Source organism: Embleya sp. NBC_00888 (assembly GCF_045207655.1).
Taxonomy (GTDB): Bacteria; Actinomycetota; Actinomycetes; order Streptomycetales; family Streptomycetaceae; genus Embleya.
On the sequence record NZ_CP108785.1, the window covers coordinates 4,338,091 to 4,352,649 of the forward strand.

Below are 14,559 nucleotides of genomic sequence, written 5' to 3' on the forward strand. Positions count from 1 at the left end.
GGGCGGGGCGGTCGGGCGGGGCGGGGTCCGTACTCGATCGGTGGTGGGGTCGGCGGCGATGCTCGGGCGGTCGCGGTCGCGGTCGTGGTGTCGGTCGTGGTGTCGGTCGCGATGCTCGGGCGGTCGCGATGCCCGGTTGCTCGCGCTGCTCAGTCGCCCGCGTCGAAGACCGGTCGGCCCTCGACGTAGGTGCGGCGGACCCGGGTGCCGGCGATCTCCTGGGGCGGGCCCGCGAACGGGTCCCGGTCCAGCACGACGAGGTCGGCGTACTTGCCCTCCTCGACCGTGCCGGTGACGTCGTCGAGGTGGTTCACCCACGCGCTGCCGGCGGTGTAGGCGGTCAGTGCCTGGGCCAGGGTCAGGCACTGTTCGGGCAGGAACGGCTTGCGCGGGGCCCGATCGGCGGGCGCATTGGGGGCGTCGTGCGGCACGATCCGGTTGACCGCGACGTGGATGCCCCACAGCGGGTCGGGGCTGCTCACCGACCAGTCGCTGCCCGCGACCAGTCGGGCGCCGGCGCGGGCCAGGTCGCCGAACGGGTATTGCAGCGCGGCGCGTTCGGGGCCCAGGAACGGGATGGTCAGGTCGTCCATCTGCGGTTCGTGGGCCGCCCAGAGCGCCTGGATGTTCGCGGCGGCGTCCAGGGCGGCGAAGCGCGGCAGGTCGTCGGGGTGCACGACCTGGAGGTGGGCCAGGTGGTGCCGGTTGTCGTTGTCGCCGTTGGCGGCGCGGGCGGCGGCCAGGGCGTCCAGGGCCTCGCGGACCGCGCGGTCGCCCAGGGCGTGGAAGTGGATCTGGAAGGCGAGCCGGTCCAGTTCGCGGACCGCCTCGGCCAACAGCTTCGGATCGACGAAGCTGAGTCCGGAGTTGGCGGTGGCGCAGCCGCATCCGTTCAGGTAGGGCTCCAGCATCCCGGCGGTGAAGTTCTCCGCGATGCCGTCCTGCATGATCTTCACCGTGGTGGCGGCGAAGCGACCGACGCGGCCGGTGCGCCGGCGCTCGAGGATGTCCGGGATCTGCTCCAGGCCGCGTTCGCGGTCCCACCACAGGGCGCCGACCACGCGGGCGGTGAGCGAGCCGTCGCCGGCGGCGCGCAGGTAGACGTCGAAGTTGTCGGGGTTGCCGGGGAAGACGCCGATCATGGCGTCCTGCCACGCGGTCACGCCGAGTCCGTGCAGATGGCGCTGCGCGGCCAGCAGCCCGGCGAGCGCCTCGTCGGGGGTGGCCGCCGGTACATGGTCGCCGACCAGGTCCATCGCGCCCTCTTGGAGCGTGCCTCCCGGGGTGCCGTCGGGCTCGCGCTCGATCCGGCCGTCGGCCGGGTCGGGGGTGTTGCGGTCGACGCCGGCCAGGGTCAGCGCGAGGCTGTTGACCCACGCGCCGTGGCCGTCGCGGTTGGTGAGCAGTACGGGTCGGTCCGGCACCACCGCGTCGAGCATGGCCCGGGTGGGGATGCCGCCCGGGAAGACGTCCATCGACCAGCCGCCGCCGCAGATCCAGTCGGCGTCGGGATGGGCGTCGGCGTAGGCGGCGATCACCGCGAGGTAGCCGTCGACGGAGCGTTCGCCCGCCAGATCGCAGCGTCCCATCTGCACGCCGGCGACCGCCGGGTGAACGTGTGCGTCCTGGAATCCGGGGATCAGCAGGCCGCCCGCGAGGTCGACCACCTCGGTGTCGGCGTGCACGAGTTCGCGCACGGCGTGCTCGTCGGCGACGGTCAGGATCCGACCGTCGCGGACCGCGACCGCGGCGTCGATCGGGGCGGCCGAGGTCGCGGTGAAGACCCTGCCTCCTACAAAAACGGTGTCGGCCCTGGGCCGGGTGGTCCCCATCAACGCGTCCTCTGGGTCGGTGCGGTGTTCCGCGGAGCGGTGTTCGGTGCCCACTTGGTGTTCGGTGCGGTACGTGGTGCCGTCCGGCGTCGGGCAGGTTGTGGTGCGCCCGGCGCCGAGCCGGTACGTGGTGCCGTCCGGCGCCGGGCCGGTCGGGCGGGCGGCGACCCGCCGGTCTCGAACGCCGGTCGGGCCGCGTACCTCGGCCCGGTGAACGCGGTGGGCGTGGGCCGTGGTGAGGAGTGAAACGGCAGCGCAACACTGTTGTCAACAGTGATGCGCAGCCCGACGGTCGAATCGATACACTGGTCCCACCATGCCGAAACCACCCGCAACCCCAGTCCGCAGCAAGCGAACCGGCACCCAACTGACCCCCGAGGCGATCATCGACGCGAGCCTGCGCATCGCGGCGCGGGGCAGCTCGGACGCGTTCACGATCCGCCGCCTCGGCGAGGAGTTGGGCACCGATCCGACCGCGATCTACCGGCACTTCCGCGACAAGGACGAGCTGCTGCTGTCCGTCGCGGACCGCACGCTGGGCGAGGTGCTGGACAGCATCCCCGACGGCCTCGACTGGCGGGGTCGACTGCGCGCGCTGGCCGACGGCTCGCTCGCCGTCGCGCTGAAATACCCGGTGGTCGCCTCGACCATGGCCAGCCGGACCACCAGACGCCCCAACGAGTTCCGCGTCGTCGAACTCATCCTGGGCATGGTCACCGAAGCCGGCCTCGACGGCGCCGACGCGGCCCTGCACTACCGAATGGTCGGCGACTCGCTGCTGGCGTACGTCGGCCAGCGCGCGGCGTATCTGCTGTTCGATCCCGAGGTCCGGGCGTCGGACGAGTCCGCCTGGAAGATCGAATATCGGCTGGTGGACGGGCGCGGATTCCCGCACATCACCCGGCTGGGCGCGGAGTTGGCCGAGGTCTCGCACGACCGGATCTTCCACACCCGGGTCGAGGCGCTGATCACCGCGATCGAGCAGCGCGCGGCCGCGATTCGGGAGGGCTGACACCCCGGCCGCACGAGCGAACCGGTCCGACTCGTCCTCACCATCAACGAAGATCCTCTCCACGGCGCCTGCGCAACACTGTTGACATCGGTGATGCGCAGGCGCTTCACTCTCGTCCCATCGCACAGGTCGCGCTTCGCTCGCCGACCGGTCCGGGTCCCCTTGCCGCAGTCGGCCGCGTTCGCCCGACAGAGCGAACACCACCGCTCGGCACTTGTCGCCACGATCCCGAGACGAGGGATTTCATGCCCAAGGAACCTTCCGGCCCACGCACCTCGCCCGCAAGAACCGTCGACCGCGCCGGGCTGCCCGCACCGCTGCGCGCCGTCTTCGCCACCCACGCCGAGGCTCGTCGGCGCGGTGTGCCCGTGGCCGAGGTGGCCGGCGAGCGGGCCGAGGCCGTCCGGCGCGAACGGGCCCTGCGCGCCGAGGAACGCGAGGCGGCCGCGGCCGGCCCCAGCCGACGCCGACTCCTCGGCGGCGCGGGCGCGTTCGCCGTTGCCGCCGCCGCAATGCCGGGCGGGCTGCTCGCACCCGCACGCGCCTCGGCGACCACGTCGACCGGCGCACCGCGCATCGTCGTGGTCGGCGCGGGTCTGGCCGGACTGCGCTGCGCACACCGACTCTGGACGGGTCACACCCCCGTCGCCGCGACCGTGTACGAAGCCGCCGACACCCACCTGGGCGGCCGATGCCGATCCCTGCGCGGCTACTTCGCCGGCGGTCAAGTGCACGAACACGGCGGCGCGTTCATCAGTTCCACCGACACCGAGATCCTCGCCCTCGCCCGCCGACTGGGTCTGAACAAGGAGGTCGCCGCCGGCGGGGCGCTGGCCACCGGGGACTACAAGGCGTGGATCAACGGCGCCGGGTACGACGGCGCCGTCCAGCAGGACGACTGGGTCGCGCAGGCCTACAGCGCGTTCAGCGCCTCCTACGCCGCCGCGGGGACGCCCCGTTACAACAACTTCACCGCCGAGGCGCGCCGACTCGACCGGATGTCCGCCCTGGACTACCTCGCGGAAATCGGACTGCCGGCGGGCTCCCGGCTCGGCCAACTCATCCAGTCGCTGCAACTGCAATCGGGCGGCGAGCCGGGCGACACCTCGGCGATGAGCCTGGTCGGCTTCCTCGGCTCCTCCGAGATCTTCGCCGGCGGCGGCTTCGACGAGCAGTACCATCTCGTCGGTGGGAACGACCAGTTGGTCAGCGGCATGGTCGGGCAACTCCCGGCGGGCGCCGTCAAACCGGGCCATCGACTGGTCGCACTGCGGCGGAACGCCACCGGCAGCTACACCTGTACGTTCGACCACGCCGGCAGCCCGGTCTCGGTCACCGCCGACCACGTGGTGCTGGCCCTGCCGTTCAGCACGCTGCGCAACGTCGACCTGTCCGGTGCGAGCCTGTCCGCGCTCAAACTCAAGGCGATCCGCGAGCAGGGCATGGGGCAGAACGCGAAGATCGTCACCCAGCTCACCCGCAAGACCTGGCCCGCGGTCGGCGGCAACGGCATCAGCAACACCGGCCCGGCCGGATACCAGACCTCCTGGGACGGTTCGGTGCACCTGGGCGAGAACGGCGCGCCGGCCCTGCTGGTGAACTTCCCCGGCGGCAACACCGCCCGGAACACCCTCACCGGAGCGGCGCACGGCCCGGCACCGGCCGCCGACGTGCAATGGTTCCACGGACAGATCGAGTACCTGTTCCCGGGCACCAAGGCGGCGTACAACGGCAAGGCGTACGAGGACCATTGGTCCCTCGACCCCTGGTCGCTGGGCGCCTACCACTACTACCGGGTCGGCCAGTACACCTCGATCGCCGGCTACGAGGGCGTCCAGGAGGGCAGGATCCACTTCGCGGGCGAGCACACCGACGTGGACAACTCCACCCTGAACGCGGCGGTGGCCTCCGGCGAGCGGGTCGCGGACGAGATCGCCTGCCAGATCTGAGGACCGGGCGCCGGGCCCGGCACCGCCGCGCGCCGCAGGGTGATTCGCGCGGCGGCGATGCCCGGCGGCGCCCGGCGACGCCCGGCGGCGTCGGTGCCGGTGCCGACGCCGTGTGGGTGCCGCAGCGCAGGTCGAGCGCCTGGGCCCGGCCGGACACGTCCAGTGCGCCGGCCGGCTCGGCGGCGATGACCGGGAACTCTGCGACCGACGCTGCACGCGTGGCCCCGGGGGACGCCGGCACTCGCAGCCGGCACGCGTGTCGGGTCCGGACTCGCGTCGACCGTGTCTCTGGTCTGTGGTCCATCAATCGCGTCGGGTGCCGTCCCACCCCGGCCTGATGCCCGCTGCACCGACCGTTTCCGAGGCGCGCATGGCGCGGCCGCGCCGTTCGGGAAAGCTCCGTCGTTCGGGTGCGAGTTCTTGGCGCAGCAGAGATTCATGTCCTAGACCTGGCGGCGGTCAACAGAACGCGATAACGTTCCGGCCGTCGAGACCCCGTCCCGACACCCACAGCACCCCGCGCCCGTCGCACGGCCGCCAAGGATGTCGGCTCCGCGAGCGTCCACCGGCTCTCCCCGGTTTGTCCGTCCGGCACGCCCTTGGCCTTGTCCGGGCGCTTTTCCCGCCGGCGCCCCGTCCGGCGCCGGCCGTCCTCCCACCCCGCACCCGCCGCACACCCGGCGACGACGCGGGACGGCACGATGCTGAATCCATTAACCAGTCCGCATGTGCACACGGCGCGCCCACCCCGGCGCCGAGCACGGACCCGCCGACGCAGGCCGTCCGCGGGCCCGCCACCGCCGCCCGGGTGGCAAACCTCTCCTGCGGCCTGCCCAACCGACCGACCCAGCCATGCCCCAGACCTCGACCGCCTCGTCCGCGGAAGACCCCGTCCGTCTCCACCGCCCGTCGATCAGCGCACGGTTTCACCCGAAACACCTCCACACCTTCAGCTGGGAGATCCCCGTGGAACGAAGAGAGTTTCTGGCCCGCGCCGCCGTGGTCGCCGCCGGAACCACCGCGGTCGCCGCCGGCCCCTTCCAGGGCTTGGTCGCCGCCGCACCCGGCGGCCCCGGCCGCCCCTCACGATCACACCCGCTGGGACCGCTGCGCCCGGTGGCCGACGACCGCGACGGCCAGGTACGACTCCATCTGCCGCCCGGGTTCGGCTACCGGTCCTTCTCCGCGGTCGGCGACCCGATGGACGACGGCCACCCCGCCCCCGCACGGCCCGACGGCATGGCCGCGTTCCGCGGCTGGGGCGGCACCACCGTCCTGGTCCGCAACCACGAAGTCCCCGGAACCCCTGGCGCGTTCGGCAACCTCTCCCAGGCGTACGACACCCTCGGCGGAGGCGGTACCACCACGTTGACCCTGGACCGGCACGGCCGCCTGACCGACCAGCGGATCAGCCTCAACGGTACGATCATGAACTGCTCCGGTGGACCGATGCCGTGGGGAGCCTGGGTCACCTGCGAGGAGTCCGTCGACGGGCCCGACGTCAAAAGTGCGATCCCCGGCGCGGACAACAGCAAGCTTCAACGCAAGCACGGCTACCTCTTCGAGGTGCCGGTTCGCGGGCGAGGCATCCGCGAACCCGTGCGCGCGGCCGGGCGGTTCCAGCACGAGTCGGTTTCCCTCGACCCCGTCGGTGGTGCGCTCTACCTGACCGAGGACAACCCGCTGTTCGCGTCCGGGTTCTACCGCTACCTGCCGCCGGTTCACCCGATGCGCGCCGGGCGCGTCCTGGACGGCGGTCGCCTGCAGATGCTCGCCGTCACGGGCACTCCCCGCGCGCAACTGCACCTCGGCCAACCCGAGGGCGCGACCTACCGGATTACCTGGGTCGACATCGAGGACCCCGACCCGACCTTCGCGCCCGGCGCGACCTGGTTCGACGCCGCCCCCACCGTCAGCCGCGAAGGCCAGGCCAAGGGCGCCGCGGTGTTCTCCCGACTGGAGGGCTCGGTGTACGACAACGGCACCGTGTACTTCGTCTCCACCCAAGGCGGCGACGCCGCGCCCGGCGACGAGTTCCCTCCCGGTCCGGGGGGACTGTCCGCGTTCGGCGCCGGACGCGGACAGGTATGGGCCTACGACATTCGCGCGGAGCGGCTGCGCCTGGTCCACCAGTCGCCGCACTCCTCCGTGCTGGACATGCCCGACAACATCGCGGTCAGCCCGCGGGGCACCCTCGTCCTGTGCGAGGACGGCAAGAACGAGAACTACCTGCGTGGCCTCACCAGCGGCGGTGTCCTGTTCGACATCGCGCGCCTGGCCCCGGTCCCGGGCGACCCGGACGCGGAGTTCGCCGGCGCCACCTTCGATCCCGAAGGCCGGATCCTATACGTCAACATCCAGTCCAAGGTCGGCTGCACCATCGCACTGCGCGGTCCGGGCCTGTAGTTCCGCCGGCCCGGACAAGCAGGCCGCAGGAGTTCCGCGGGTGGTCCCGGTTCAGTTGGTTCACCGGGTCAACGCTCCACTGCGGGAGCGTGTCGGCGTCGGACCGGATGGTGTCCGAGAAACCCTGCTCGGGGGCGTGCGCGCGGGCTGGTGCGCGGGCACGGCCGGCTCCGGGAAAGCACCGGCTCCCGGTCGCGGCCGGATCGACCGTGACCGGGAGCCGGCCGTCGGGGGCGTACCGGGAGCGGGGATCAGGTGCAGGTGAGCCTGGGGTTTGCCCAGTCCGCGTGGTCGTAGTCGATGCCGTTGCCGCCGTCGGTGACGGCGAGGGTCAGCGTGCGCCCTCCGGTCAGGTCGGCGGTGAGTGCCCTGGCCGGGTCCGACGTGGTCAGCACGCCGCTGTCCGCGACCTTGGTGTCGTCCCGGTAGATCCGGAACGCGACCGATCCGGTCGAGGTGCTCTCGTCGTCGACGCCGACGTCCACGGTCAGGCGGGTGCAGCGGGCGCCGAGGTGGTAGGTGAGGGTGCCGGGGGCGTGTGCGCCGAGGCCCTTGGCGTAGACGGTGCCGTTGATGGTCAGGGCCCGGCCGTCGCCGGCTGCCCGTTCACCGTTGCTGCGGTCCTTCTCCACCGGGCCCCAGCCGTTGAGCATGCCCGTCCAGGGGATGTCGGACAGGTGCGAGGTGCCGGCGGGGGGAAGAGAGGCCGGGCCGGGGGTGATTCGGTAGACGACGGTGGCGTGGGAGGGTACGGAGGCGCTGATGGTGCCGGTGGTGTTGGTGGAGGCGACCTTGGTCCACAGATCCTTGAGCCGGTAAGGGCTGCGGTTGGCGATGCCCAGGGCGTCCATGGTGGTGGAGATGGTGGCGGTGCCGCCGGTCTCGTTGGTCAGCGAGACGGCGCGGTCGCCGTTGGCCAACTCCTTGACCATGACCACGAGGCCGCCGCTGTTCGCGACGACGGTGCCTTGCTTGCCCAGGGGGTCCTGGTCGACGGCGATCACGTCGGGGTTGGACAGGACCGAGAAGGTTTCCGCGCTCGCCTTGCGCAGATCGGTCCCGATCAGCAGCGGCGCGGACATCATCGACCACAGGGTGAAGTGGGTGCGGTACTCGGCGGCGGTCATGCCGCCGTTGCCGACCTCCAGCATGTCCGGGTCGTTCCAGTGGCCCGGGCCGGCGTAGGGGGCGAGGGGTTGGTTGCGGTGGGCGATGTTGATCATCGAGAACCAGTTGTCCGAGATGTCGCCCGTGGTGCGCCACAGGTGACCGATCGGGGCGGCCCACTCCCAGGCCTTGCTCTCGCCCCAGTCGCAGAGTGAGAAGACGATGGGACGGCCGGTGTCGTGCAGGGCGTTCGCCATGTCGGTGTAGCGCTTCTTGGCGTCCACGCCCTGGTTGTTGCAGTTGTCGTACTTGAGGTAGTCGACGCCGAAGGAGGCGAACAGGTTCGCGTCCTGGCGCTCGTGACCGAGGGCGCCGGGGAATCCGGCGCTGTCGCAGGTCTTGGTGCCGGCGCTGGTGTAGATACCGAACTTGAGGCCCTTGTCGTGGACGTAGTCTGCGACGGCCTTGATGCCGTGGGGGAAGCGGACCGGATCGGCGACCAGGTTGCCCGCCGCGTCCCGGTTGGGGAGGGCCCAGCAGTCGTCGAGGTTGACGTATTGGTAGCCGGCGGCCTTGAGCCCCTTGGACACGAAGAGGTCGGCGATGCCCTTGACCATGGCCTCGTTGAAGTCGGCCCGGCAGTGGGTCGAGTTCCAGTTGTTGAACCCCATCGGGGGTACCAGGGCTTGGCCGTCGGGTGCGGCGGCGGCCATCGGGGCGGCGACGACGGATGCGCCGGCCAGTGCGGCCGTGCCCACCATCGGGGTCAGGAGGGGCAGGGCGGTGAGGATCGCCGCGAGGCGGCGGGTGAGGGTGGTTCGTACCTTGTGCACGGACGGCTCCAGAGCTCGGGGATTCGAGTGAGCGCAGGTGCTGATTGGTGCGATGGGTACTTCCGGCCCGTGGAAATCATCGTGATCGAACGTATTTCAACGGGAATTGACATCCCATCGGTGGGGAGTTGGGCGTGTCAAGGGATGGACCGGAGCAAGATACGTCACTTGTCGCAGTGTTCGGGGCGTGGTGATGTTGATATGTGTCGGGTTGTTCGGGTGGCCGAAGTGCCGCGGCGGGCGCCCGACGAGTGCCCGGCGAGTGCCCGGCGAGCCCTTGGCGGAACTGCCCGTCCGCGCCCGCCGGTTCCTGTGTGGGCAGGCCGATGGCCCGTTCGCCGTCGCGGCGTTGCCGGATCACGACGGCGACGGGCAGGAGTGCTCGCCGGTGCTCCCCGGGCGATGTTTCGCCGGGAGGAGCTACGCCGACGACGTCGAGGCCGTGCGCGACGACCGTCGAAGGCGCGCGAACCCTCGGTCCACGCCTTCGGTCACTCCCAGACTGTGGCTTCGAACGTGAGCGCGGCGCGGGTGGGTACGGTCGTGATGCGCAGGTAGGCGGTGTGCCCTTCCCCGGTCTGGAGGCATACGCGCATGCCCTGGGACAGTTCGCCGCTCGTGTAGGTGCCGCGTTTGGTGATGGCCTGGTTGCAGTCGTCCCGGGTGGGTCCGGGGCCGTCGGGCGGGGTGATGGCCACGACGTTTGCCGACTTGAGCGGGCCGAGCGCCAGGTCGGGGAGGTTGAACCCGACGAAGGCGTCGGCGCCCTTCTCCGCGGGCTGGGGGAACGGCGACGGGCTGTCCAGGTCGATGTAGTTGGCGCCCGGCTTGAGTGTGATCTTCACGGGCCCGGCGAGCACTGTCGCGGATGTGTTCGCCGCTGGTGAGGTCCCTGATGTGGACGCCGGCGCCCGGTTCCCGCCGTCCGACGCCGGGGCGACCGGGACGCCGGCGTTCGTCGACGGCGACTTGTCGTCGGAACCCGATTTCGTGGCCAACTGGATCGACACGAAGATCCCCAGCACGGGGATCACGATCCCGACGACCCACCAGGCCCATTTCGGCTGATTACTCATAATGCCCCCGTATACACGCCTGTTCAAGCGCGGAGAGCCTACCACCGGTGCCCGGCCGCGGAGCGGTCCCGGACGTGCCGATGCGAAGCGACCACCGGCGCGGCCGGCCACGGGAGTTCGGCGGCGCGAAGTGCGCCGGCACCCGTGACGGAAGCTCTGCCGGGCGGCCGGGATCGTCAATGGTCACCCACCGCATCCCGGGTACCGGGTGCCGATCCGACGATTTCCGGTGTCGGGCAAAGGACTCGACGCCCCCAAGGGAGCCTCGTTCCGGCGCACTCCGGTCCCTCCTGTGCGTTCCCATGTGTCGACGGCGGGTCGATACTCGAGGAGTCCGTACGCTCACCGACCGAGGAGAGCCCGTGCGCAAACACCGCAGGAACGACGGCGACCACACCGATGCGACTCCGCGCGATCTGCCGGGCGGGCCCGAACTCGCCTCCCGTGCGCGCGCTCTGACCAAGACGTTCGGGGCCGACGACACTCGGGTCGTGGCCGTGGACGCGGTCGACATCGGCATCGAACGGGGTTGCTTCACCGCCATCATGGGGCCGTCGGGCTCGGGCAAGTCGACCCTGATGCACTGTCTGGCCGGCCTCGACTCGGTGACCAGTGGTCACATCTGGGTCGGGGACACCGAGATCACCGCGCTCAAGGACAAGGATCTCACCCGACTGCGCCGGGACAAGATCGGTTTCATCTTCCAGACGTTCAACCTGCTTCCCTTCCTCACCGCGATGGAGAACATCGTGTTGCCGATGTCCATCGCCCACCACAAGCCGGACCGGGCCTGGCTCGACCAGGTGGTGGCGACCCTGGAGATCGGTGACAGGCTGCGCCATCGTCCGTCGGAGATGTCCGGCGGGCAACAGCAACGCGTCGCGTGTGCACGGGCGTTCGCGTCCCGCCCCGAACTCATCTTCGCCGACGAGCCGACCGGCAACCTGGATTCGCACGCGGGCGCCGAGGTGCTGGGCGTACTCCGCCGCAGCGTCGACGAACTGCGCCAGACCGTGGTCATGGTCACCCACGACCTGGTCGCCGCCTCCTACGCGGACCGCGTCGTCTTCCTCGGCGACGGCCACATCGTCGACGAGATGAACACGCCGACGCACGAGCGGGTCCTCGAACGCATGAAGCGCTTCGACGCCACCAAGCGCAGCACCTGACCCGGGCCCGGCGGCAGCGGCGGGGGCGGCGATCCGGCCGCTGCGCACGGATGGCCGGCTCGCGGGCCCCGGAGGTTTCGATGGTGCCGCCACCGCCGGGTCTCCACGCGCCGCCCGGGTCGCGGTGTGCGGTGGCGGTGACGTCAGGGTGTCGTGGTGCGCTCCGGGCTGCCCGATGCCGAGTCGACGATCGCTCCCGGTGTGATCGCGGAGGCGGCGATCGGCAGGTGGGGCGTGTGGGTGTCTTCGAGCGCGTCGAGTTCGGCCAGCCATCGGGTGGGGAGTTCGTCGATGGCGGGCAGGCTGGGGTCGGCGACGATGGCCAGGTGCGCGGTTCCGGCGTATTCGGCCAGGCAGATCGACAGGCGGTGTCCCGCGGGCAGGAACATCAGCGGCAGCAGGGTGTGGATGTTGTGGCCGTGGAGTTCGAGGGGCCGTGCGGGGCCGGGGACATGGGTGGCCACCACGGTGGTGCGCCGCGGGTGCAGCACGCGTGCCAGGGCCCGACCGTGCCAACGGGTGGGCAGGGTATCGAACAGGATGTCGGCGTCGGGATCGCAGCGGCCGGTCCGGATGCTCGCGGTGGCCAGGTGCGTGGCGGCCAGTCGTTCGGCCGCGGTGGGCACTCGGCACGGCAGGACGACGGGGACGCCGCGGTGGAAGTTGCCCACCGCGCTACTCGTGTCCCGGCGCCGGCTGTCGAGGGGGACCATCGCCCGCACGGTGCCCGTGGCGCCGTCGGGCAGCCAGGGTCGCAGGGCGCCGGCGAGGGCGGCCAGGTAGACGTCGTTGAGGCTGGTGCCGCTCGTGCGCGCGATCGCCTTCATGCGAGGCAGCGGCGTGTGGGCCCATCGGCGTAGCGGTGGGCCGGTCGGGGCTTGCACACGCGCCGGGCCGAGGTCGATCGCGTGCGCGGGCAGCGCGATGTCGATCGCGGCGCGCAGCAGGGCGCGCACGCGGCCGGGCGTCCAGATGCGTGCCGGCCTGGGGGGTGCGTGGCGGCGCGGGAGGCCGGATTCCCCCAGCGCGGCGAGCATGACCCCGATCAGGGACATGCCGTCCATGAGGCCGTGGTGGGCGCGAAGGAGCAGGGCGAACTCGTTGTCACGGTGGCCGTGGAGCAACGTCATGCCCCAGGTGACGTCCGTGAGGGGCCGGGCGCACACGCGCTCGATCGCCGCGTGCAGCGCGACGTCGCCGCCGCGGGTGGGCAGCGCGACCTCCTCGAGGTGATCGGCGGGCGCGGCCGGACCGCGCGTGTTCGCGCCGGGCGCGCGGGCTCGGTCGCGCAGTGGGGGGTGGGCCGCGCGGGCCAAGTCGATCAGCGCGTGCAGTTCGACGGTCGAGGGCGCGGGGCCGGTGATCACGGCCACGCCACCGATCTCCATGCTCGAGTGGGGGTGCGCCGCCGCGTAGTCGAACCAGCGTTCGCCCGCCGCGGCCGCGGCATCATGTCCGTGCACGGTGTTCTCCCTCGGATGTCGTTCGCATGGTGAGAGGGCTGATGCGTGGGCGCGTGTACATAGGGCGTGTCACGTCTTCGGCCCCCGCATCATCGGCGCGCCGGTGCGGCCGGATTCCGGTCACGTGCGCAGTCCCCGCTTCCCGGGGCGTGGGGTGGGTTTCGCGGTGCCCTGGGCAGGTGTGGCCGCGCGTGGGCGTGTTCGTGGTCACCGCGCGCCCACCGGGGCCGTCGTCGGGGCTTCGGATGATGGGGGTCGGTGGTCGGGGATCGCGGCGGCGACCTCGCGTACCAGTGCCCAGGCGTTGCGTACGGAGGTCTGCGATGCCAGACGCGAGCCCAGGGCCGCGCGCAGGACGTAGCGGCCGTCGACGGTGGTGGGCGTCACCAGGATCCGGTGGGTGGCGTCCAGGTCGGCGCGCAGGCGTTCGGTGCGCGCGTTGTCGCCGACGAGGCGGAAGCACACCAGTCCGAGGGTGTGCGAGACGAGTTCGAACCCGGGGGTTTCCCGGACCAGGTCGGCGAACAGGTCGGCGAGCAGGAGCTGTTCGCGGATGTGCGTGCGCAGGCCCTCGATGCCGTGGGTGCGCAGGACGAACCACAGTTTCAGGGCGCGGAAGGGGTGCATGAGCGGCACCTGCCAGTCCCGGAAGTCGGTGACCTCGCCCGAGTCGCTGGCCCGGTTCCGCAGGAAGTCCGGGCGGATGTCCATGGCGGCGGTGAGGCTGTGCCGGTCGGCCACCCACATGGCGTCGCAGGGCGGTCCCGTCAGCAACCACTTGTGGCAGTTCACGGCATAGGAGTCGGCGTGTTCGACGCCGTCGTTGATCCAGCGGTTCTCCGGGCAGACGGCCGCCGATCCGGCGTAGGCGGCGTCCACGTGCAGCCACGCGCCGAATTCCCGGCACACCGCGGCGACGGCGGCGATCGGGTCGATGGCGCAGGTGCCCGTAGTGCCGACGGAGGCGACCACGATCGCGGGAACGACGCCCGCGGCGCGGTCGGCCGTCAGTTGCTCGCGCAGGGCGTGCGGGTCCATCTCGCACGTGCCCGGCGTGGTGGCGATCAGGGCCGGTTCGCCCAGGCCGGCGATGCGCGAGGCCTTCGGGACGCAGGAGTTCGCCTGGTCGGTGCAGTACAGGCGATGGCGGCCCTCGGTGCCGTGCTCGCGCCAGCGCCCGCCCGAGGCCCGGTACAGGGCGGCGACCACGGCCACCAGGACCGCCGAGGACGCGGAGTCCTGGAGGACCCCGCCGCCGTCCCCGCCGCTGAGGAACCGCTCCGGCAGGCCCAGCGCGAGCGCGAGGTGGTCCAGGACGGCCTCCTCGAGTTCGGTGGCGGCCGGGCCCGTCGACCACATCATGTGCTGGACCGCCAGGCCCGATGCCAAAAGCTCGCCGACCACCGACGCGGGGCTGGTCTGGGTGGGGTAGTAGCCCAGGAACGACGGGTGTTGCCAGTGCACGAGGCCGGGCATCACCACACGCCGCACATCGGCCAGCACTTCCCGGATCGGCTCCCCCCGCGTCGGCACGCCGTCGGGCAACATCGCGCGCACGTCCCCGGGGCGAAGGTCCGGCGTCACCGGCAGGCGTTCCTCGCGCAGGTCCTCCCAGTAGTCCTCGAGGATCTCGGCGACCATGCCGATCGCGCCGCGAAACGAATCATCCATTGGAATTCGTGACATGACGGGTAACGTACCGCAAAAACCTA

General features: G+C 71.5%; 10 protein-coding genes. 5 read left to right on the plus strand and 5 right to left on the minus strand.

From position 1 onward, the window contains the following. Positions 1-149: 149 nt before the first annotated feature. Positions 150-1,832 (minus strand): amidohydrolase, encoded by a 1,683-nt coding sequence (locus OG948_RS53230; protein WP_331772292.1) that lies wholly within the window; start codon positions 1,830-1,832, stop codon positions 150-152. 316 nt (positions 1,833-2,148) lie between these two features. Here OG948_RS53230 and OG948_RS53235 point away from each other — a divergent pair, with 316 nt between their 5' ends. From OG948_RS53235 to OG948_RS53245, 3 genes are all read left to right on the plus strand, one after another. Further along, positions 2,149-2,844 (plus strand): TetR/AcrR family transcriptional regulator, encoded by a 696-nt coding sequence (locus OG948_RS53235; RefSeq protein ID WP_331772293.1) that lies wholly within the window; start codon positions 2,149-2,151, stop codon positions 2,842-2,844. Between the two features lie 245 nt (positions 2,845-3,089). After that, the gene (locus OG948_RS53240; RefSeq protein ID WP_331772294.1) at positions 3,090-4,793 is read left to right on the plus strand and encodes an NAD(P)/FAD-dependent oxidoreductase; all 1,704 of its coding nucleotides are present in this window, start codon (positions 3,090-3,092) and stop codon (positions 4,791-4,793) included. Between the two features lie 966 nt (positions 4,794-5,759). Further along, positions 5,760-7,199, plus strand: coding sequence for an alkaline phosphatase PhoX (locus OG948_RS53245; RefSeq protein ID WP_331772295.1), 1,440 nt, complete (start codon positions 5,760-5,762; stop codon positions 7,197-7,199). Positions 7,200-7,450: 251 nt separating this feature from the next. On the opposite strand, the gene OG948_RS53250 is transcribed toward OG948_RS53245, so the two are convergent. Together OG948_RS53250 and OG948_RS53255 are read right to left on the minus strand one after the other, a co-directional pair. After that, positions 7,451-9,067: an NPCBM/NEW2 domain-containing protein gene (locus tag OG948_RS53250; RefSeq protein WP_406300918.1), complete on the minus strand. Its 1,617-nt coding sequence runs from the start codon at positions 9,065-9,067 to the stop codon at positions 7,451-7,453. A gap of 563 nt (positions 9,068-9,630) precedes the next feature. Then, on the minus strand, positions 9,631-9,984 hold the full coding sequence (locus tag OG948_RS53255; protein WP_406300738.1) for a hypothetical protein: 354 nt from the start codon (positions 9,982-9,984) through the stop codon (positions 9,631-9,633). 52 nt (positions 9,985-10,036) lie between these two features. Between OG948_RS53255 and OG948_RS53260 the strand changes: the two genes are divergently transcribed. Next, the gene (locus tag OG948_RS53260; RefSeq protein WP_406300739.1) at positions 10,037-10,207 is read left to right on the plus strand and encodes a hypothetical protein; all 171 of its coding nucleotides are present in this window, start codon (positions 10,037-10,039) and stop codon (positions 10,205-10,207) included. Between the two features lie 424 nt (positions 10,208-10,631). Next, positions 10,632-11,384 carry an ABC transporter ATP-binding protein gene (locus tag OG948_RS53265; protein ID WP_331773599.1) on the plus strand — a complete coding sequence of 251 codons (753 nt, stop codon included), beginning with the start codon at positions 10,632-10,634 and terminating at the stop codon, positions 11,382-11,384. A gap of 143 nt (positions 11,385-11,527) precedes the next feature. Here OG948_RS53265 and OG948_RS53270 read toward each other — a convergent pair whose 3' ends face one another. Both OG948_RS53270 and OG948_RS53275 read right to left on the minus strand, forming a co-directional pair. Further along, entirely contained in the window at positions 11,528-12,847 is a 1,320-nt protein-coding gene (locus tag OG948_RS53270) for a wax ester/triacylglycerol synthase domain-containing protein (protein ID WP_331772297.1), read from the minus strand. 207 nt (positions 12,848-13,054) lie between these two features. After that, positions 13,055-14,533 carry a pyridoxal-dependent decarboxylase gene (locus OG948_RS53275; RefSeq protein ID WP_406300740.1) on the minus strand — a complete coding sequence of 493 codons (1,479 nt, stop codon included), beginning with the start codon at positions 14,531-14,533 and terminating at the stop codon, positions 13,055-13,057. Between the last annotated feature and the right edge of the window lie 26 nt (positions 14,534-14,559).